We start from the raw sequence: 19,105 nt of genomic DNA on the forward strand, positions 1-19,105 counted from the left end.
ATCACCGGCGCTGAATGCCGATGGGACTACATCCAAGACGTCTCATCAAGCCCTTGTCAGCGCCAGTGACGGCACGAATGCCTGATGGCTGTACATCCAAGGCCGGTTAAGTCCGGAGCGCGGCAACGCGCAACAGTCATCAACTTTTGTCGTGCCACCTTTTTTGCGGTTATTGGCAGCGAATGCGACAGGCACTACATCGGAAAGCGGGTTCGACTCCCGCCCCGGCAACGGGGGCTCAACTGGCAGAGCCACAGTGCCTGTGTTTTTGTCGCTGCGACTTACAGAACAACGCCGAATCATCGGCCAATGAATAAAGAATGAAGACATGAAAGAACACACTTACCAACTGCTCGAAGTCGCCAACGGCAAACCGATCAAACTCTGGACCGAAGGCGTCCCGGTGGAAAAAGAGGCCCGCGAGCAGTTGATGAATACCGCGAAAATGCCGTTCATCTTCAAACATCTGGCGGTCATGCCGGACGTACACCTGGGCAAGGGCTCGACCATCGGCAGCGTGATCCCGACCGTCGGCGCGATCATTCCGGCCGCAGTAGGCGTCGACATCGGCTGCGGCATGATCGCCGCGCGTACGTCGCTGACCGCCGCTGATTTGCCGGACAACCTGCTCGGTCTGCGCAGCGCCATCGAGCAAGCCGTGCCGCATGGCCGCAGTTCAAACCGTTCGCGACGCGACAAGGGCGCCTGGGATGAAATCCCGCAGCAAGCCGATCAGGCCTGGGCGGGACTGCAACCACGGTTCAAATTGATTACCGACAAGTACCCTAGACTGGCCAACACCAACAACCGTGGGCACCTCGGTACGCTCGGCAGCGGCAACCACTTCATCGAAGTGTGTCTGGATGAAGCCAACCGGGTCTGGTTCATGTTGCACAGTGGCTCGCGCGGTGTCGGCAACGCCATCGGCAACCTGTTCATCCAGATGGCTCAGGCGGATATGCGTCAGCACATCGCCAACCTGCCGGATCGTGACCTGGCCTACTTCGAAGAAGGTAGCCAGCACTTTGATGATTACGTCGAAGCGGTGGGTTGGGCGCAGGACTTCGCCAAACAGAACCGCGAGCTGATGATGCGCGCGGTGATTCAGGCGACACGGCAGATTATTCGCAAGCCATTCGAAGTGGCGCTGGAAGCGGTCAACTGCCACCACAACTACGTGCAGAAAGAGCGGCATTTTGGTGAAGAGGTGCTGGTCACCCGCAAAGGCGCGGTGTCGGCGAAGAAGGGCGAGTTGGGGATCATTCCGGGCTCGATGGGCGCCAAGAGTTTCATCGTTCGCGGTCTGGGCAACGAAGAGTCGTTCAGCTCCTGCAGCCACGGCGCTGGCCGCACCATGAGCCGCACCAAGGCGAAGAACACCTTCACCGTCGAAGATCAGATTCGCGCCACTGCCCATGTGGAGTGCCGCAAGGACGAAGCGGTGATCGATGAAATTCCGATGGCCTACAAGGACATCGACAAAGTCATGCACGCCCAGCGTGAGCTGGTGGAAGTGCTGCACACCTTGCGTCAGGTGGTGTGCGTCAAAGGATAAAAGGAAAGCAGGTCATGGAACTGAAAGAGCGTCATCCGCTGTGCGACACGATGCGTGCGCGGATAATGGAAGAGCTGGCGCGCCTGGAGCGTGAACGCAATGTCACCGTTTTGTATGCCTGTGAGTCCGGCAGCCGGGCCTGGGGTTTTGCCTCGACCGACAGTGATTACGACGTGCGGTTTGTTTATGTGGAGAAGCCTGAGTGGTTCGTCCAGGTCGATACTCCACGTGACGTGATCGAACGTCCGCTGGACGATGAACTCGACGTCAGTGGCTGGGAACTGCGCAAGACCCTCGGGTTGTTACGCAAGTCCAATCCGACGTTGCTCGAGTGGCTCGACTCGCCGCTGGTTTATCGCAGTGAAACCTCTCAGGTGGCACAGCTGCGCGAACTCGCTGAAGCGTTCTACAGCCCGCCAGCGGCGCGCAATCACTATCTGTCGATGGCGAAGAAGAACTTTCGCGGTTACCTGCAAGGGGAAACCGTACGGTTCAAGAAGTACTTCTACGTGCTGCGGCCGCTGCTGGCGGTGCGCTGGATCGACCAGGGCCGCGGCCGGCCACCGATGACCTTCGCCGACCTGCTGACCACCGTCGACGACCGCGCGCTGCTCGCTGAAGTCGACGAACTGCTGGCCCTCAAACGCAATGCCGACGAAAGCGCCTACGGGCCGCGTCGTCCGGCGTTGCACGGGTTCATCGCCGCCGAGCTTGAGCGCGAAGTGCCCACATTACTCAGAACGTCGGAAGACTCGCGACGCCTGGATCGGTACCTCAGGGAAACCGTCGGTTTGTACGCGTAAGGAATGCAATGAAACAGGAAGTGATAGAACTGGACGGTGCCATCGGTGGCGGCCAGGTGTTGCGCAGTGCCTTGAGCCTGTCGATGCTGACAGGCCGGGCGTTTCACATTAAACAGATCCGCGCCAAACGCAGTCGTCCGGGACTGTTGAGGCAACATTTGACGGCGGTCATGGCGGCGGCCGAGGTTTGCGGCGCAACGGTTGCCGGTGCGCAGTTGGGCTCGCAAGCGTTGAGTTTTGAACCCAGTGCGATTCGCTCCGGCGATTACCAGTTCGCCATCGGCACGGCCGGCAGTTGCACGCTGGTGTTGCAGACCTTGTTGCCGGCCCTGTTGCGGGCACCGCAGGCGAGTCGGGTGCGCATCTCGGGTGGCACGCACAACCCGCTGGCGCCGCCGACCGATTTCCTCGCGCGCAGTTGGCTGCCGCTGTTGCGGCGTATGGGCGCCAACGTCGAGCTGGACTTGTTGCGACATGGGTTTGTCCCGGCAGGCGGTGGCGAGATTGAGGTGAACGTGCAGCCGTCGAACCTGATGCGGCTGGATCTGTGCGAACGCGGCGAGGCCATCTCGCAACAGGCATCGGCGCTCACCGCCGGGCTGGCGCCGACGGTGGCCGAACGTGAGCTGAGCCAGGTGGCCAAGCGCTTGAATCTGCCGCCTGCGGCGCTGCAACATGTCACGCTCGATGCGGCGCGGGGGCCGGGCAATGTGTTGTTGCTGGAGTACGCATTCGAGCATGTCACCGAAGTGTTCAGCGCGTTTGGCCAAGTGTCGCTACGGGCTGAAAAGGTAGCTGATGCCGCGATCAATCAGGCCGCCGACTGGTTGCGCAGTGGTGCTGCGGTGGCCGAGCATTTGGCCGATCAGTTGCTGTTGCCAATGGCGCTGGCCGGTGGTGGCTCGTTCACCACGCCACGCATGACCGAGCATCTGCACAGCAATATCGCGGTGATCGAGTTGTTTTTGCCGGTTCGCATCGATTGTCGGGAGGAGGGCGCTGATCGATTGCGCGTTGAGGTCATCGCCAACTGATTGCCAGGCCAGGGGCGGTGGGATTTCATCAGGAAATCCCGCCGCCCTTTTTTACGTCCGCAAAAAACTCGCGAAAGGCGGCAAATTGCTGGCCCCCGGATTTTTGCTTCCCCGGCAAAATCGCCTTTTTTCAAAAGGTTAGGTTGGCTCTATGCGGACGATTGTCATCACCGTTGCAACGCTTTCCCTGGCTGTCCTCGCCACCGGGGTGCAGGCGAAAGAGTTGAGTAAAAGCCATCGCTTTGCCTGCACCTGGGGCTCGGACATTGCTGCCGGTGCCCAGCAATCGAAGCTGTCGGGCGTCTCGCTGTATGGCGCACGCAAACAATTACAGGTGCGTCGCTTCCAGCAGCCGTGGATGCGCATGACCGCGATGGGGATTGTCGAGCAAACCTATAACAGCACGTCGAAGCTCAAACCGGCGGCGGTCAAACAGACCTATTACGAACAATGCGTGCGTCACGAGTTGGCCCAGCGTTAATACAAAAAGCCCAACCTGAACAGGTTGGGCTTTTTCATGGCTGACGAAAATCTCAGCGTTACTTCTCACTCTCGCAATTGACCATCCACGACACACCAAAGCGATCCACCAACATGCCGAAGCGCGCAGCCCAGAACGTCGCCTCCAGCGGCATGTCGACGCGGCCGTCCTTGGCCAAGGCGTTAAACACTCGCTCGGCTTCAGCGATGCTGTCGACGTTCAGCGAAATCGAGCAGCCACTCATGCCCTGGGTCGGGCGGTCGGGTGTGGTGTCCGAGGCCATCATCCTCTGATCGCCAACCTTCAGGCAGGTATGGATGATCAGACCATGATGTTCTTTGGGTACATGCTCGGCAGCAGGTGTTTCGCCGAACGTCATCATCGCCTCAAGCGTTCCTTGCAGGGCTTGCGCATAAAAGGTGAAGGCTTCGCGGCAGTCACCATTGAAGATCAGGTACGGGTTGATTTTCATCTCTCTGCTCCCGGCAGTCAGGCGCGGAGCGTGGCGAGGGTTCGCCGGGTTCCGCGATGGCGGTTAAAACATAGCAGAGCGTTGGACGTCGGGACGGGTAGAGTCTTCCAGACGTTTTTCTTATGAGAAGTGCTGGGCTTAGCACTGCACTGAGCTGCCTAATCGACGATGACGCGATCGTTGCCCAGGCAAATTGACAATTGGTGGCCTTGTTTATCGAATGCGCAACTCGGCAGCGGCTTTTGCAGGGCGTTGTTTATCGGTAGCCCGACAAACAACAGGGCGATCAGCAGTGCCACGACCAACTGGCCGATGAGGAGAGGGCGGGGCGGTAGAGCGGTGGTCTTGAAGCGCGGGCGCGGGAACAGCCCCAAGGCCACAAAGCCGGCACCGGTCAACATGGCTCGGCCGATTTCGTCTGGACTGACGCTATAGATCAACTGATCCGCATTGTCTGGATAGTTGAGGTAGCAAAAGGAGCCAATGCCCAAGGTAGAAACGCCTGCGCCGACGCAGGCAAAAACCGATCCCGGCGCGCGCAAGATCAAGGTCAACAACAACCCCGTCACGGCCATGAGCCAGCCACCGTTGAGCACTAGTCCGTTCATGCCGCCCATCAAGGTGCCGCCGACGTCGGTCGGTTTCAACAGCTTCCAGTCAGTGAAAACGATGTGCGCCAGCAGTGACAGCGCGGCAAGCCAGCAGATCAGGTAGTAAATCCATGGAGCTTTGGGGCGGGTTAACACACGCAGTCCTTTTCGTGGTGTCGGGGAGGGCGCCAGTATGCCGAGGAACCTTTGCGGTGTGAAATTCAGTGGTGGCGCTGGAGTACCATGAGCCACTGTCATCATCTGCAGAGCTTATTACCGCATGCCTGATCTATCGCGTATCACCTCTTTGTTTGATCAGGCGCAGCGAGCCATGCGACTGGTCTGGGAAACGTCGCGTGGCTTGTTTCTGGGGCTGGTGCTGGCAACGCTGGTGGCCGGCTTGCTGCCAGCACTGGCGGCATGGCTGGGCCAGCGGATTGTCGATGCCGTGGTGGCGGCGATGCAGTTGCACGCACAACAAGGCAATGCGCCGCTGTGGCCGGTGTTGCGCTATGTATTGCTGGAAGCTGGGGTGTTGGCGCTGTTGTCCGGCACGCAACGAGCACTGTCGGTGCAGCAGTCGCTGCTGCGCGTGCAACTGGGGCAGAAGGTCAATACGCTGATCCTGGAAAAAGCGCAGACCCTGTCACTGGTGCAGTTCGAAAACTCCGAGTTCTACGACAAACTGGTGCGCGTGCGTCGCGAGGCATCGACCCGGCCACTGGCGCTGGTCATGAAGTCGTTGGGCTTGATTCAGAACCTGATCATGCTGATAAGTTTTGGTGTGCTGCTGGTGCACTTTTCCCCTTGGGCGCTGGTGCTGCTGGTGGTGGGGGCGTTGCCGGTGTTCTTTGCCGAGGCGCATTTTTCCGGTGATGCCTTCCGCCTGTTCACCCGCCGCGCGCCGGAGAGTCGCCAGCAGAGCTACATCGAAACTTTACTGTCCCACGAAACCTATATCAAAGAAGTCAAGCTGTTCGGCTTTGCCCCACTGTTGCTGCAACGCTATCGCGACACGTTCGCCAGGCTGTATGCCGAAGACCGACGCCTGACATTGCGGCGCGACGGCTGGGGTTTCGGCCTCGGCCTGCTCGGTACTGCGGCGTTCTACGTGGCCTATGCGTGGGTGGTGATCGATGCCGTGCATGGCCAGATCAGTCTCGGTCAGATGACCATGTACCTGGTGCTGTTCAAGCAAGGTCAAAGTGCGGTGAGCAGCAGCCTGAGTGCGATCAGCGGCCTGTACGAAGACGGCCTCTACCTGACCAGTCTTTATGAATACCTGGCCGAACCGGTGCAGGCGGATACCGGCCACCTGACCGTCGGAGCCTGCCCGGGCGATGGTCTGCGTTTCGAAAACGTCGGTTTCCGTTATCCCGGTGCCAGTCGGCCAGCCCTGGAAAACATCGACCTGCAACTGGTGCCAGGCAAGAGCATGGCGTTGGTCGGGGAGAACGGTTCCGGCAAGACCACACTGATCAAATTACTGACGCGGCTCTACCGCCCTGACCAGGGGCGCATTCTGCTCGACGGCAGCGATTTGCAGGATTGGCAGGAGACCGCGTTACGTCGGCGCATTGGCGTGATTTTTCAGGATTACATCCGCTATCAGTTCAGCGTCGGCGAAAACATCGGCGTCGGCGATACCCTGGCGTTCAACGACCCGCAGCGTTGGCAGGAGGCCGCTGCCCAAGGCATGGCGGCCCCCTTCATCGAAGGGCTCGACAAGGGTTATGCGACGCAGTTGGGGCGCTGGTTTGCCGGTGGCCAGGAATTGTCCGGTGGGCAGTGGCAGAAGATTGCCTTGTCCCGCGCGTACATGCGCCGTGATGCCGACATTCTGATCCTCGATGAGCCGACCTCGGCGCTCGACCCGGCGGCGGAAGCGGCAGTGTTCGAGCATTTCAGCCAGCACAGCGAAGGACGCATGACGTTGCTGATCTCCCACCGTTTTTCCAGCGTGCGCAATGCAGACCACATCATCGTGCTGCAACAGGGGCGGATTCTTGAGCAGGGTGGCCACGAGCAACTGATCGCCGCTGCCGGGCACTACGCGCAACTGTTCGACTTGCAGGCGCGCGGCTACCGTTAAGTGTCCCGGCCGCTGCGCACGTTCGCCGGCCCGGCGACACGGGGCGCGGGTTTGCTCTGCATCAGGCTGTCGATGGCCTTGCGGTAATTCTGCCCGCCGAGCGCCATGCTGTTGTTGTGGGTACCGCCCGGCACCAGTAGCAGACGCTTGGGTTGCTGCGCGGCATTGAACAGTTGTTCGCTGAAGCGTGATGGCACGAATGCGTCAGCCAGACCATGCACCACCAGCAGCGGCATGTGAATGTCGGCAATCTTGTCGATCGAATTGAATTTCTGCGACATCAGCCAGTTCACCGGCAGCGAGGTGTGGGCCACGGAGGCGGCGACATCCGCCAGCGTGGTGAAGGTCGACTCGATGATCAATCCGCGCACCGGCAGCGGGGTGTGATTGCGCGCCGCGTTCTGACCCAGTTCAGCCGCCAGGTCGACCGCCACGGCACCGCCGAGGGAGTGGCCGTAGATCAGGCGTTTGTTTGGGTCCGGTTGCAGCAGTTTGAAACGTTCCCACGCCACCCGCGCATCTTCGTAAACACTGCTTTCCGACGGCAGATCGCCGCGACTCTGACCGAAGCCCCGGTAGTCGATGGCCAAGACCGAGTAGCCTGCCGCGCGCAATTGTTCGATGCGAAACAGTTGCCCGGTGAGGTTCCAGCGCACGCCGTGCAAATACAGAATGGCCGGAGCATTGGCCTTTTCTGCCGGCCACCACCAGGCATGAATGTTTTGCCCGGCCTTGAAGCTTTTCGGCCGCAGGTCCAGTTCCTGCACGCTGCCGGGCAGGCCGTGATACCAGCCCGCCGTGCCCGGCTCGATGCGAAACAGCAGCTTGCGTTCGGCGTGTTCCAGCACCGCACAACTCGTCGGCACGCCAATAATCAGCGCGGCCATGCAGGCGAACGCCAAACGGCGGCGACGCAGACGAGTCATGAAAGACAGGAACATTAAACGTTTCACCCATGCGCAGACAAAGAACGCTTTTTACCAGATGCCTTGGTCGGCGCGGGACATTTTCGACCACCGCCCGCAGCGCACAGTTACAAAATGCTGCAACGGCTCAAGCCACCTGCAAGACAATTTTGCCGATATGGTCGCCGGCCTCCATGTGCGCATGGGCCTGCGCGGCCTCGGCGAGCGGGTAGACCTTGTCGATGATCGGCAGGCAACGCCCGGCAGACAGCGCTGGCCATACGTGCTCGCGCAGTTGCCTGGCGATCGCGGCTTTTTCGGCAGCACTGCGGGCGCGCAGGAGCGATCCGGTGATGACCGCGCGTTTGGCCATCATCGCCAACAGATCGAAGTCGTTGGCCCGTGCGCCGCCGAGGAAGCCGAGCATGACCAGGCGGCCATCCATCGCCAGGGCGCTGACGTTATCGTTGAGGTACGAACCGCCCATGATGTCGAGAATCACATTGACGCCCTGCCCAGCGGTTTTCTCGGCAATGACTTTGGCGAACTCGGCCTCGCGATAATTGATCGGCTGGCCGCCGAGTTTGCTGATCGCTGCACATTTCTCAGGGCTGCCGGCGGTGGCGAACGCTTCTATGCCGAATTCGCGGCAGAGCATCAGGGCGGTGGTGCCGATGCCGCTGGTGCCGCCGTGAATCAATGCGCGTTGCCCGCGACTGGCGCCGCCAAGGCCGAACAGGTTGGCCCAAACGGTAAAAAATGTTTCCGGGATCGCGGCCGCTCGGACCCAGTCCAGCCCGTCGGGTATCGGTAAGGTCTGGCCTGCCGGCACTGCGCAGTACTCGCTGTAACCACTGCCGTTGGTCAGCGCGCAGACTTTGTCGCCCACGGCAAACTCGCTGACACCGGTGCCCAGCGCGACCACTTCACCGGCCACTTCCAGACCGGGGATCGGGTCCATTCCGGGCTTCATCGGATACTTGCCGGCGCGCTGCAAGGCATCCGGCCGGTTGACGCCAGCGGCATGCACGCGGATCAGCACTTCGCCAGCGGCAGGCGTCGGCAACTGCACGCGCTTGGGCTGGAGGACATCCGGGCCGCCGGGTGCGGTGATTTCGATTCGGGTCATTTCGTTGGGTAGGGACATTTCGGTTCCTCCTGGTCAAGGTGTGTGTAGATGGGAGTCGTGCTTCGCTCGATAAATTCAGGTCGATCCGGTTAACCCTGTGGCAGTGAGCTTGTTCGCGTGGGCGCCATGGTGCTCAGTGATGTGTTTTCAGACGGATTGCTATCGCGAGCAGGCTCACTCCTACAGTGGCTTGCGTGTTTCCATGCATTTGCGACCTGCTCCAAGATCAGCGCCACGACGATTGCGCCAGCGGCAATCAGGAACAGCAAGGCGTGATGGCCGCCCGAGGCATTGAACAGCGCCGAATAAGCAAACCCGGCCAGCGCCTGAAAGGAGGCAAACGACACCGTGGCGCGGCTCCAGGCAATTTGTTGGCGATGATGTTCCGGGACCAGTTCATGCACGCGAGCCAGGGCCAGGGGGACGATGCCGGGCGGAAAAGAGCCGAGTATCACCGCAAGCAGCGCCAGCGCCAGGAACGAATGGGCCACCGCCAGCAAACCAAGGGCAAGCGCCTGCACCACCAGCACCAGGCGAATGCTCCAGAGCGCGCCAAAGCGATCCGCCAGAAAGCCATAACTCACCGGCCCGACAATTGCCCCCAAGCCATACATCACCCACACCAGCGCACCGACATGCGCGCCGGCGCCGAGCCCACGGGCGACGTAATCGACCAGAAAGACCATGGCTGGCACCAGACCCGCCGCCATGAACGCGTATTGGGCAAACAACAAATAAACGCCGGGCGGTGTCGGCTGAGCTACAGCGCTGTGTTGCGCGGCAACAGGATGTGGCAGATCAGTCGGCCAGCCGAACCAGCTCAGCGCCGTCAGCACCAGCGACAAGGCGCCGAGCCCCAGCCAAGTGGCTTGCAAACCCAGGCTCAACAGCGGCGGGACAATTGTCCCGGAGCCGGCGATGCCCAGGCCAATGCCGAGAAAAATCGCTCCACTGGCCAGCCCCCGACGCGCCACCGGCACATGCGGCAGCACGGTGGCGGCGACCAGCACCATGATCGCGCCACCGGCGACCCCCGACAGCAGACGCCAGCCGAAAAACCAGCTCAGCGACAGCGGATACGCACAGGCAAAAAACGCTGCCGTCACCGCCAGCATCATCAGGCGCAGCGACGTTTTGTTGCCCAGATGCCGCGCCAGCGGTCGGCCGAGCAGGGCGCCGATAAGGTAGCCGACCAGATTGGCGGCGCCGAGGTAGACCACGTCACTGGCGGCAAACCATTGCGCCTGAATCAGCGAAGGAATCAACGGTGTGTAGGCAAAACGCGCCAGACCGATGCTGACCAGGCTGGCGCAGAGCCCGGCGAAGATCGGCAGCCAGAGGCCGGTCGAGGATGAGGTACGCATAATGGGCGATTCCGAGGAAAGTTTATGGCGCCCAGCTTATCGGCTATCGTTGCGGCGATAATGCAGCGAATTGGCGGCACACTGATGCAGATTTGCATCATCAGGAGTTTCTATGAATTGGGATGATGCCCGGGTATTTCTCGCCGTTTGTCGCGAGTCCACATTGCGCGGCGCGGCGCGCGTTCTGGGGGTAGATCAGGCCACCGTCGGTCGGCGTGTCACCGCGCTGGAAAAATCCCTTGGCGCGACCTTGTTCTTGCGCACTTCCGACGGCTACGCACTGACGGCGGTTGGCGAAGCGGCACTGAAAAGTGTGGAAAAAATGGAGCATTCAGCGCTGGAACTGGAGCGACAGATTCAGGGCCTCGATGATCGTCTGACCGGCAACGTGCGGGTCAGCACCACCGATTCGCTCGCCATCGACTTTCTGATCCCGGCCATCGCCAGGCTGCACGAACAACACCCGGATGTGCGCGTGCAACTGGACGCGTCGACGCAGATTCTCAGCCTGGCCAAACGCGAAGCCGACATCGCCGTGCGCAACACCCGGCCGGACAATCCGGATTTGATCGCGCGACGGATCGCTCGTTGGCCGGTGGGGTTGTTCGCGTCCCAGGCTTATGTCGACGCCAAGGGTGTTCCGCAGCCGGGTTCAGCGTTCGAGGGCCATGATCTGGTGGTCTATCAACCGTACTTGCAGGGCAACAAAGACCTGACCCTTGTCTCTGAACCGCTGAATCGCGGGCGCATTGTCGCCGGGCTCGGCTCCAGCCTGTTGGTGCGCCGCTCTATTGCGGCAGGCCTGGGTGTAGGAGAAATTCCCGTGTACATGGGCGAGCGCGATAGTTTGGTCAGGCTCTGGCCAGAGCGGACGCGGCCATTGCCCTACGAGGTCTGGCTGGTGACCCACGCAGATCTGCGCCATACCGCGCGGGTGAGGGCGGTGATCGAGCAGATTGTAGAGGCGTTTGCGGCGCAGAACGAGTAGTGGCGGGGTTGTTCTGGCAAGGCTACATCGCCTGACGAAACAGCCTACAGCAGAGGCAGAATCGGCCGGCTTGTCAGGTTTTTGGATGGGTTCTATCGTTTCGACAGCTCGGTAAGAGACGCAGGTCTCGTACTGATGTGATGTAACAGGGACGGTATCGGTAGACCCAGGAAGGTGTCGAATTGAAAACCATGCAAATCAGTCAATCTCCAGTCAGTGACGTAACGAGCAAAGGTCGGAACCCCCAAGCCATGAACGCTATCAGTCGTGAAGAATTCAATGCCAGGATCGAGACCATTGAAACAAGGATGGATGCTCGGCTGGACGCTGTGTCGGCAAAAATCGACGGGTTTCTCTCGGTTCAGGCAGGGCGCGACAAGACCCAAGCCGAACGCGAAAACACTCAAGTCGAACGAGAAAAAACTCAATCCGAACGAGACAAGCGCTACGACCTGATCGCTCAGGAGATGCACGAACTTGCCCGAGGAGCGCAGGAGGCTGCCCGGCAAGGCGCTACGGTAAAGGCCAATGTCTGGGCTGCAACGGCCGTCCAGTTACTGGGCATAGTCGCCATTGTCGTCGGCTCTTATTACGCCAACCAGGCCAACATGTATGTAGCGATTCAAAGCACCCTGACGGCCATTCAGGCCGGCAAGGAGTTCAGTGTTCCCACGCCGTTCATGTTGCCAGTGCCCACACCGCCACAATAAAAAACGGCCTTCAAGGAAGGCCGTTTTTTGTGGGCGTTAAAACACCGCCTCATGGCATCTGCGGCAACTCCTGCGGCCGCAGATCAAACACCAGTACTTCGGCATCCACGCCATTGCTCAAGGTCAGCGCCTGTTCTTCACGAACCCGTACGCCATCGCCTTCCTGCAATTGCACGCCATTGAGTTCAACACGGCCACGCGCCACATGCACGTAGGCATAACGGTCAGCCGCCAATTTCAGCGTGGCGCTTTCCTTGCCATCGAACAGGCCGGCAAACACCCGCGCATCCTGACGGACTTTCAACGAACCTTGTTTACCGTCGGGCGAAATGATCAGTTGCAAGCGACCACGTTTCTGCTCGGCGCTGAAGTGCTCCTGCTGATAGCGCGGTTTGGCGCCGCTGACTTCCGGCACAATCCAGATCTGCAAAAAGTGCACAGGCTGGCTCGCCGAATGGTTGAACTCGCTGTGCGCCACGCCGCTGCCGGCGCTCATCAGTTGTACGTCGCCGGGGCGGATCACTGAACCGGTGCCAAGGGTGTCCTTGTGTTCCAGTGCGCCTTCCAGCCCGTAGGAAAAAATCTCCATGTCGCGGTGCGGGTGTTGGCCGAAGCCCTTGCCGGCCGCGACGCGGTCGTCATTGATCACCAGCAGGTCGGAGAAACCCTGCTCACGCGGGTCGCGGTAGCTGGCGAAAGAGAAGGTGTGGAACGACTTCAACCAGCCGTGATTGGCGAGGCCACGATCGGAGGCTTTGCGAAGAGTCAGCATGATGAAATCTCCTGGGGGGACGTGAATTCGTCCGAGTGAGGAGAAGCTTACTGGTTACCATCCAATGCAATAAGTAGATGAAAATTGAAAGACTGTCCCGTTCAGGTTGACAGTAATGCGCAGCAGTTCACGCATTTTTTTCCGTCAACCGCGCTGCACTTGGCCATAATGCTCAGCCTGCTTGATGCGTTCATTTATTTTTGATTTCAGCGATGGCTCCCCATGAAAACCGTGGCAATGGTGTTGTTCCCCGACTTTCTCCTGCTCGACATGGCCGGGCCGATGGAAGTTTTCTCGGTTGCCAACCGCTATCTCAAGCCTGAGTCGCATTACCAACTGACGACATTGGGCACCGAGCACGGGCCGCTGCGTGCATCCAACGGTGTGCTGGTACACACCGACCGTCATATTGATCAGGCGCAGGAGCACCATGATTTGTTGCTGGTGCCGGGCGGTCCGGGGGCCTACAACGAAAAACACCCACCGTTGCTTGACTGGTTGCAAGGGGCGGTCCGGCGTGCCGAGCGCTACGGATCGATCTGTACCGGGGCGTTCGTGCTCGGTCACGCCGGTTTGCTCGATGGCTACCGGGTGACTACGCACTGGAGCTACACCGAGCGCCTGATCAAGGGGTTCCCCAAGGCCAACGTCACGACCGATCAGATCTTTGTCGAGGATCGCAACCTGATCACTTCAGGCGGTGTGACCGCAGGGATCGACCTGGCCTTGGCCGTCGTCGCCCGCGATCACGGGAAAAAGGTCGCGCAGGATGTTGCCAAAGTGTTGCTGGTGGTGATGAAACGCCAGGGCGGCCAGGCGCAGTTCAGCCCCTTGATGGCGGCGGTTGCACCGCAGGAAACACCGATCACCCGCGTGCAGAACTTCGTCCTGGAGCACATTGACGAAGCCTTCAGCGTCGAGCGCATGGCCGGGTTGGCCAACATGAGCGCGCGGCATTTCGCTCGCGTGTTCACCCGCGATGTCGACATGACCCCGATGGAGTTTCTGCAAAGCGCGCGCATCGACTGCGCGCGAAACCTGCTGGAAACCAGTGAGCTGCCCTTGAAGACCGTGGCCTATAAAAGCGGTTTCGGCAGCGTGCGGCACATGCGTTTCCTGTTTGCTGAAAAGCTCGGCCTGACCCCCGCGCAGTACCGCGAACAGTTCAGCTAGAGCGGTTCTGTCCGTTTCGCGCACCCGGATGTCCGTGTTGCGCCCCGCGTGGCAGTTGTCCCGTCACCCGAGGCTGCCAAGATGGTTGGCATGAACAGCCTCAACGATTTGCACGCGGCATCTGTCCTGCGTTTCGGGCCTTTCGCCTTTCATTTGCGCCAGCGTCTGATCCTCGAAGGGGATCGGCAATTGCGCATGGGCGGCCGCGCGCTGGACATCCTCCAGGTGCTGGTCGAGCGCGCCGGTCGGGTGGTCAGGAAGGAACAACTGATTGCGCTGGTCTGGCCCACGTCGGTGGTCGAAGAGATCAACCTGCGTGTACACATAGCGGCGTTGCGCCGGGCGCTTGGCGATGGCGAGAACGGCCAGCGCTACATCGTCAATGTGCCGCAATGCGGCTACAGCTTTGTCGCCCCGGTACACGGTGACAGCGTGGCGCAAGTGGTCTTCGAAAGCCTGCAAGCCCCCCAGCATAATCTGCCCGCGCGGTTGACACCGGTAACTGGCCGCGATTCGCTGGTCGGCGCCCTGGTGCGGCAAGTGCCACTGTGCCGGTTGATGAGTGTGACGGGGCCGGCAGGTGTAGGTAAGTCGACTGTGGCGTTGCGGGTTGCAGAACTGCTGCTGCAACATTTTCGTGATGGCGTCTGGCTGGTGGATCTGGCGCTGATCGATGATCACACGCGGCTGCTCGACCATGTTCTGCAAACCCTCGACACCGATGTGTCCACGCTGGCGACTCAGCACTGTTTGCTGGTGCTCGACAATTGCGAACACCTGCGCGAAGCCTGCAAGGCGCTGACCGAGACGTTGCTGGGAGCGGCGCCGCGCCTGTCGATCCTCGCCACCAGTCGCGAAGGGCTGCAAGCCCACCTGGAAACCGTGCAACTGTTGCCACCCCTGAGCGTTCCCACGTCCTCGGCGTTGAACAGTGTCGAGGAGACGATGGGCTATTCGGCGGTGCAATTATTTGTCAGTCGTGCGCGTGCCCGGCAGCAGGGTTTCTGCTTGCGCGAACAGGATTTGCTGGTGATCCGCGACATTTGCCGGCGACTCGACGGTCTGCCTCTGGCGATTGAGCTGGCAGCGGCGCAGATCGATGCGCTGGCGCTGCTGGGGTTGCAGGCGCAGTTGGGCAATTGCCTGCAATGGCAGGGCCGCCGCACTGCGGTGCCACGGCATCAGACAATGCACGCTGCTTTGCAATGGAGCTACCGAAGTTTGAGCGAACCGCAGCAGTGGGTGCTGCAACGTCTGACGGTGTTCAAAGTGGGTTTTACGCTGGAGGCGGCGCTGGCCGTCATCGCTGAGGCCGACGGCCAATCGATCATCGAGCAACTGGTGCACAAGTCGTTACTGACAGTGGTGCGCGGTGACGGGATTGTGCAATACCGCATGCTCCATACCACTCGGCTGTATGCCCGGGAAAAGCTCATCAGCGGCGATTTCGAACATCGCCATTTACATTATCTGGGACGTTCAGCCCAAGCGGGCGACGTGCACCTGACTGCGCAACGCATCGATTAGCAGGCGCACCTTGCGCAAATCCGGCGTGGCGTAGCCTTCGGTGAAACGCTGGTGGATCGGGGTCAGCAGGTCCAGCGCTTGGTCATAACGCGACTGTTGCTGCCAGAGTAGGGCCAGTGAAGTGGCGCTACGCAGTTCCCAGGCCAGCGCGCCTTGGGATTGGGCGATCGACAAGGCCTGCAGCAGGGTCTGTTCGGCTTCGTGAACTTCAGTAGGGGTTGAGCTCAGCAACTGCTCCGCCCGAGCCCGCAAAATCTCCGCCGTGCTCCAGCCCGCCGCGCCACTGTGTGCCCGCTTCAGCAGCGCTTGATCAACGAAACGGCTGTCCAGCGTGACCATGATTTCCTTGATCAATCCGCTGTCATCGGCCGGCACCGAGGCGTTTGTCGGCGCATCGATGACCTGCGCATAGTGCCGCGCCCACGTATGAAACAGCAGCACCGAATGCTTCTGCGCCTGTTCCAGCAACAGCTGCAGCAAGGCCTTGGCATTCTGCCGATCGCCGTTGTAATGAGCGATCAGGCAACTGGCCAGCGCCAGCGTGTAGCAGATCGAGGTGCCGTGATTGATCTGCACCGCGATGTCCAGCGCCTGGCGCGCCGTGCGCCAGGCCTGCTCGGGAAACCCCTGCAGCCACAAGACCCGGGCGAGCACCGTCAACGAAGCCACGCTCTGGTCGTATTGCACGCCGAAACCGTGAGTAAACCGATTGAGATGACCGCTCTGCGCCATGCGCTGAATCACCTGTTCGGCATGCAGGCGGGCCTGCGGCTGATCGCCGGCGTAATGCAGCGCCAGCACCCGCAACCGGTGAGTGCTCAGCGACAACAGCGGATCACCGTGCAGGCCGAGACGATCGAATTGTTCGCTTTGCGCCAGGGCGGCCTGATACTGGCCGCAACTGAGGTTGACGGCCATGTGCCCGGACACGGCGCGCAGTTGCCCGGCGACATCGCCATGCTGTTGCGCCAGGGCGTGGGCGCTGGCGAAGGCTTCGATGGTTTCCGGGGTGCCGCCCCAGGTGTGATAACAGGCGCTGCCGAGCGCCAGTTTCAAAGCGATTTGCAGGTGCGGGCAGGGCTCGTCAGCGTTTTCCAGCAGCGTCAGGGCCTGGCGCACGTAGCCGCCATACTCCTTGAGCAGCGACAACTCCTGCCATAACGGCGCCGACGTCGCCGCCAGCGCAATCGCCAGATCCGCCGGGCCAGCTCCCTTGAGGCTCCAGTCCAATGCCGCGCGCAAATCTTCCAGACCGCGGGCGTAGCGTTCGATCCACAGCGCGGTCGGAGTGTGCTCCCAAGCGCTCTGCGCCTGATGCATCAACGCCAGGCAGCGTTCGCCATGACGTTTGCGGGTTTCGTCGAGCTCGGCGACCTGATCGAGTTTTTCCAGGGCATAGCGCCGGGTGGTGTCGAGCAAGCGGTAAAACACTTCTTCATCGCCGACCTCGACATTGAGCAGCGACTTGGCCACCAACTGCGTGATCGAGCCAAACACGGCCCCGGGCACGATGCGCTGACCGCCGATCACGGCGGCGGCAGACTCGAGCGTAAAGCCGCCGCGAAACACGCCCAAGCGGCGCAGGCAGGTCTGTTCGCAAGGGCCGAGCAGATTGAAGCTCCAGTCCAGCGTGGCGCGCAGCGTGACGTGACGCTCCTGACTGCCCGGCACCAACGGCGGTAAGCGCCCCTGCAACTGACTGAGCAACCCCGACAGGTCGGCGCTGTTGATTTGCGCTGCCGCCAATTCCAGCGCCAGCGGAATACCGTCCAGGCGCTGGCAGATCTCGATGGCCTGCGCCAGGTTGGCCTCATCAAGTTCGAAATGTTCATCGGCGGCCATGGCGCGTTCGACAAACAGCTGCAACGCAGAAAACCCCAGCGCCTGCGTACGATCCTCGACGGCTGACGGTGGCGGACAATCGAGCGATTCCAGACGCTGCACGTATTCGCCCTCGGCGCGCAGGCTCTCACGGCTGGTGGCCAGAATGTGTACCTGCGGCGCGCCGCGCAACAGGCTTTCGCTGAGCAGCGCTACTGCGTCGATCAGGTGTTCGCAATTGTCGATCACCAGCAGCATCTGCCGCTCGCGCAGGCCGCTGATCAGGCTCGCCAGCGGATCGCCGTCGTGCAGCAGAATGTCGAGCAGGGCGGCCAGGTGCGAGCAGATCATGCGCGGGTCGCTCAGGGGCGCCAGATCGAGCAAGCGAATGCCGTCGCGGTAGCGTCCGATCAACTGCTCGGCAACGCGCAAGGCGACGGTGGTTTTGCCGATTCCGCCGGGGCCGACCAGGGTGATGCAGCGCTGGCGCGGCAGTTGCGTCATCAGGTTGTCGACCAGTGCCTGGCGGCCGATCATCCGCGTGCGGCGCAATGGCAGGTTATGTCGCCCGGCGCTGTCGCCGGCAGGTTGCTGTTCGATGGCGTGCAGCAGGATCGGCGCAACAAAACTGTAACCGCGTTGCGCCACGGTGACGATGTAGCGCTGCCCGGCCTGACCGTCGCCGAGTGCCTTGCGCAGGGCTGCCATGTGCACGCGCAGATTGATCTCTTCGACAACGCTGTCAGGCCAGACGGCGGCCATCAACTGTTGCTTGCTGACCACTTCGCCAGCATGCGCCAGCAGGGTCAGCAGAATGTCCATGGCACGGCGCCCCAGACGCAGCGGCTGCTCGCCTTCAAGCACCAGGCGTTGTGCCGGATGGATTCGATAGGGGCCGAAATCGATGGCCTGATTCGCTGGGAAACTCAACAGCTCGCTCCTGTGCTGATGCGGCGGCCCCGACAGACCGCGCGCAAGCCGTCTGTTTCGAGGTGTCCGGGCATAATCCTCAGGTTTGCGCGTCGGTGCAATGGCTGGTAGCGGCGGCGGGTTCACAACACGGCAGGCGAGGGGCGCACGCTGTGCTGTTCGCGCACGACTCGGCAGCGCCAGGCGAACGGATTGATCCCTTCGCTGCGGGTGAAAATATGGCAGAAATGCGCCTGATCGCAGAATCCGCACTCCAGGCTGATTTGCGTCAGGCTCAGGTCAGTGTGCTGGATCAGAAGCTTGGCGCGAGCGAGGCGTTGGCGGCGAATCCAGTCTTGGGGCGATACCCCGGTGCTGCACTTGAAGGCCCTGGAAAAGTGACTGCGCGACAGCGAACAGGCCTGTGCCAGTTCCGTCACTTCCAGGCTTTCGCCGAGGCGATCCAGAATCAGTTGTTTTACCCGCCGCACCCGTTGCGGGCTGAGGCCACCGGTGCGCGGGGTGCCGGGTTCGCAGGCAGGGGCGAGGGCGAGGGCGACGGTGTGCTGTGAATGAGCCATGGCCAAGGTCCGTGTCGGTGGGGAATGCACACGGGCGCCTTCCCTCAGGTCAAAAAACAACGCTGCGCAGTGAAGCGATTGTTGGGTGCAGACCTGCGGCTGACGAGTTAATCGTTGTTAATTTGCTTGGCTGACCGGCGCTTCAAGGGCGGTTGATCGAGTAAAGTGCGTAGCACTTGCTGGCTGGCCATAGAAGGAA

At 61.1% G+C, this 19,105-nt stretch carries 17 protein-coding genes; 9 read left to right on the forward strand and 8 right to left on the reverse strand.

The genetic code is table 11. From position 1 onward, the window contains the following. The first annotated feature begins 328 nt into the window (after positions 1-328). The 4 genes from ACQ4MY_RS22665 (at position 329) to ACQ4MY_RS22680 (ending at position 3,873) form a co-directional block, all read left to right on the forward strand. Positions 329-1,555, forward strand: coding sequence for an RtcB family protein (locus ACQ4MY_RS22665; RefSeq protein ID WP_440096528.1), 1,227 nt, complete (start codon positions 329-331; stop codon positions 1,553-1,555). 14 nt (positions 1,556-1,569) lie between these two features. Next, complete coding sequence (locus ACQ4MY_RS22670) at positions 1,570-2,358, forward strand: nucleotidyltransferase domain-containing protein (RefSeq protein ID WP_440096529.1); 789 nt, start codon at positions 1,570-1,572, stop codon at positions 2,356-2,358. 8 nt (positions 2,359-2,366) lie between these two features. Continuing rightward, complete coding sequence (rtcA, locus tag ACQ4MY_RS22675; RefSeq protein ID WP_440096530.1) at positions 2,367-3,392, forward strand: RNA 3'-terminal phosphate cyclase; 1,026 nt, start codon at positions 2,367-2,369, stop codon at positions 3,390-3,392. Positions 3,393-3,543: 151 nt separating this feature from the next. Beyond that, a complete protein-coding gene (locus tag ACQ4MY_RS22680) occupies positions 3,544-3,873 on the forward strand; it encodes a hypothetical protein (protein WP_008079706.1) in 330 nt (109 codons plus the stop codon). A gap of 58 nt (positions 3,874-3,931) precedes the next feature. Here ACQ4MY_RS22680 and ACQ4MY_RS22685 read toward each other — a convergent pair whose 3' ends face one another. Together ACQ4MY_RS22685 and ACQ4MY_RS22690 are read right to left on the reverse strand one after the other, a co-directional pair. Continuing rightward, a complete protein-coding gene (locus ACQ4MY_RS22685; protein WP_158833031.1) occupies positions 3,932-4,345 on the reverse strand; it encodes a VOC family protein in 414 nt (137 codons plus the stop codon). 158 nt (positions 4,346-4,503) lie between these two features. Continuing rightward, positions 4,504-5,196: a hypothetical protein gene (locus ACQ4MY_RS22690; protein WP_440096531.1), complete on the reverse strand. Its 693-nt coding sequence runs from the start codon at positions 5,194-5,196 to the stop codon at positions 4,504-4,506. 19 nt (positions 5,197-5,215) lie between these two features. Here ACQ4MY_RS22690 and ACQ4MY_RS22695 point away from each other — a divergent pair, with 19 nt between their 5' ends. Then, positions 5,216-7,027: an ABC transporter ATP-binding protein gene (locus ACQ4MY_RS22695; protein WP_045123055.1), complete on the forward strand. Its 1,812-nt coding sequence runs from the start codon at positions 5,216-5,218 to the stop codon at positions 7,025-7,027. Here ACQ4MY_RS22695 and ACQ4MY_RS22700 read toward each other — a convergent pair. From ACQ4MY_RS22700 to ACQ4MY_RS22710, 3 genes are all read right to left on the reverse strand, one after another. Next, positions 7,024-7,968, reverse strand: coding sequence for an alpha/beta hydrolase (locus ACQ4MY_RS22700; RefSeq protein ID WP_440096532.1), 945 nt, complete (start codon positions 7,966-7,968; stop codon positions 7,024-7,026). The two genes, ACQ4MY_RS22695 and ACQ4MY_RS22700, sit on opposite strands and share 4 nt — an antisense overlap. Before the next feature lie 112 nt (positions 7,969-8,080). Further along, positions 8,081-9,079, reverse strand: a complete 999-nt coding sequence (locus ACQ4MY_RS22705; RefSeq protein WP_440096533.1) for an NAD(P)H-quinone oxidoreductase — start codon at positions 9,077-9,079, stop codon at positions 8,081-8,083. 71 nt (positions 9,080-9,150) lie between these two features. Continuing rightward, complete coding sequence (locus ACQ4MY_RS22710) at positions 9,151-10,425, reverse strand: YbfB/YjiJ family MFS transporter (RefSeq protein WP_440096534.1); 1,275 nt, start codon at positions 10,423-10,425, stop codon at positions 9,151-9,153. Positions 10,426-10,537: 112 nt separating this feature from the next. Here ACQ4MY_RS22710 and ACQ4MY_RS22715 point away from each other — a divergent pair, with 112 nt between their 5' ends. Both ACQ4MY_RS22715 and ACQ4MY_RS22720 read left to right on the forward strand, forming a co-directional pair. Further along, a complete protein-coding gene (locus ACQ4MY_RS22715; protein ID WP_440096535.1) occupies positions 10,538-11,413 on the forward strand; it encodes a LysR family transcriptional regulator in 876 nt (291 codons plus the stop codon). A gap of 251 nt (positions 11,414-11,664) precedes the next feature. After that, positions 11,665-12,123 carry a hypothetical protein gene (locus ACQ4MY_RS22720; RefSeq protein WP_440096536.1) on the forward strand — a complete coding sequence of 153 codons (459 nt, stop codon included), beginning with the start codon at positions 11,665-11,667 and terminating at the stop codon, positions 12,121-12,123. Between the two features lie 49 nt (positions 12,124-12,172). Here the strand turns inward: ACQ4MY_RS22720 and ACQ4MY_RS22725 are convergent, their stop codons facing one another. Further along, entirely contained in the window at positions 12,173-12,895 is a 723-nt protein-coding gene (locus tag ACQ4MY_RS22725) for a pirin family protein (RefSeq protein WP_440096537.1), read from the reverse strand. 222 nt (positions 12,896-13,117) lie between these two features. Here ACQ4MY_RS22725 and ACQ4MY_RS22730 point away from each other — a divergent pair, with 222 nt between their 5' ends. Together ACQ4MY_RS22730 and ACQ4MY_RS22735 are read left to right on the forward strand one after the other, a co-directional pair. After that, complete coding sequence (locus ACQ4MY_RS22730; RefSeq protein ID WP_440096538.1) at positions 13,118-14,068, forward strand: GlxA family transcriptional regulator; 951 nt, start codon at positions 13,118-13,120, stop codon at positions 14,066-14,068. Positions 14,069-14,158: 90 nt separating this feature from the next. After that, the gene (locus ACQ4MY_RS22735) at positions 14,159-15,595 is read left to right on the forward strand and encodes an ATP-binding protein (RefSeq protein WP_440096539.1); all 1,437 of its coding nucleotides are present in this window, start codon (positions 14,159-14,161) and stop codon (positions 15,593-15,595) included. Here ACQ4MY_RS22735 and ACQ4MY_RS22740 read toward each other — a convergent pair. Together ACQ4MY_RS22740 and ACQ4MY_RS22745 are read right to left on the reverse strand one after the other, a co-directional pair. Then, on the reverse strand, positions 15,548-18,346 hold the full coding sequence (locus ACQ4MY_RS22740) for an ATP-binding protein (RefSeq protein WP_440096540.1): 2,799 nt from the start codon (positions 18,344-18,346) through the stop codon (positions 15,548-15,550). The two genes, ACQ4MY_RS22735 and ACQ4MY_RS22740, sit on opposite strands and share 48 nt — an antisense overlap. 122 nt (positions 18,347-18,468) lie before the next feature. Next, positions 18,469-18,906 carry a helix-turn-helix domain-containing protein gene (locus tag ACQ4MY_RS22745; protein WP_440096541.1) on the reverse strand — a complete coding sequence of 146 codons (438 nt, stop codon included), beginning with the start codon at positions 18,904-18,906 and terminating at the stop codon, positions 18,469-18,471. Positions 18,907-19,105: the final 199 nt, after the last annotated feature.

The sequence above is a fragment of the Pseudomonas sp. SM4 genome, assembly GCF_051913165.1.
Lineage (GTDB): Bacteria > Pseudomonadota > Gammaproteobacteria > Pseudomonadales > Pseudomonadaceae > Aquipseudomonas.

Excerpts from the sequence above, each read along its gene's own strand:
- ACQ4MY_RS22735 (WP_440096539.1), top strand. The coding sequence starts at position 14,159 with ATGAACAGCCTCAACGATTTGCACGCGGCATCTGTCCTGCGTTTCGGG.
- ACQ4MY_RS22670 (WP_440096529.1), top strand. The coding sequence starts at position 1,570 with ATGGAACTGAAAGAGCGTCATCCGCTGTGCGACACGATGCGTGCGCGG.
- ACQ4MY_RS22710 (WP_440096534.1), bottom strand. The coding sequence starts at position 10,425 with ATGCGTACCTCATCCTCGACCGGCCTCTGGCTGCCGATCTTCGCCGGG.
- ACQ4MY_RS22725 (WP_440096537.1), bottom strand. The coding sequence starts at position 12,895 with ATGCTGACTCTTCGCAAAGCCTCCGATCGTGGCCTCGCCAATCACGGC.
- ACQ4MY_RS22705 (WP_440096533.1), bottom strand. The coding sequence starts at position 9,079 with ATGTCCCTACCCAACGAAATGACCCGAATCGAAATCACCGCACCCGGC.
- ACQ4MY_RS22700 (WP_440096532.1), bottom strand. The coding sequence starts at position 7,968 with ATGTTCCTGTCTTTCATGACTCGTCTGCGTCGCCGCCGTTTGGCGTTC.
- ACQ4MY_RS22680 (WP_008079706.1), top strand. The coding sequence starts at position 3,544 with ATGCGGACGATTGTCATCACCGTTGCAACGCTTTCCCTGGCTGTCCTC.
- ACQ4MY_RS22715 (WP_440096535.1), top strand. The coding sequence starts at position 10,538 with ATGAATTGGGATGATGCCCGGGTATTTCTCGCCGTTTGTCGCGAGTCC.
- ACQ4MY_RS22665 (WP_440096528.1), top strand. The coding sequence starts at position 329 with ATGAAAGAACACACTTACCAACTGCTCGAAGTCGCCAACGGCAAACCG.
- ACQ4MY_RS22720 (WP_440096536.1), top strand. The coding sequence starts at position 11,665 with ATGAACGCTATCAGTCGTGAAGAATTCAATGCCAGGATCGAGACCATT.
- ACQ4MY_RS22745 (WP_440096541.1), bottom strand. The coding sequence starts at position 18,906 with ATGGCTCATTCACAGCACACCGTCGCCCTCGCCCTCGCCCCTGCCTGC.
- rtcA (WP_440096530.1), top strand. The coding sequence starts at position 2,367 with ATGAAACAGGAAGTGATAGAACTGGACGGTGCCATCGGTGGCGGCCAG.
- ACQ4MY_RS22730 (WP_440096538.1), top strand. The coding sequence starts at position 13,118 with ATGAAAACCGTGGCAATGGTGTTGTTCCCCGACTTTCTCCTGCTCGAC.
- ACQ4MY_RS22685 (WP_158833031.1), bottom strand. The coding sequence starts at position 4,345 with ATGAAAATCAACCCGTACCTGATCTTCAATGGTGACTGCCGCGAAGCC.
- ACQ4MY_RS22690 (WP_440096531.1), bottom strand. The coding sequence starts at position 5,196 with ATGATGACAGTGGCTCATGGTACTCCAGCGCCACCACTGAATTTCACA.
- ACQ4MY_RS22695 (WP_045123055.1), top strand. The coding sequence starts at position 5,216 with ATGCCTGATCTATCGCGTATCACCTCTTTGTTTGATCAGGCGCAGCGA.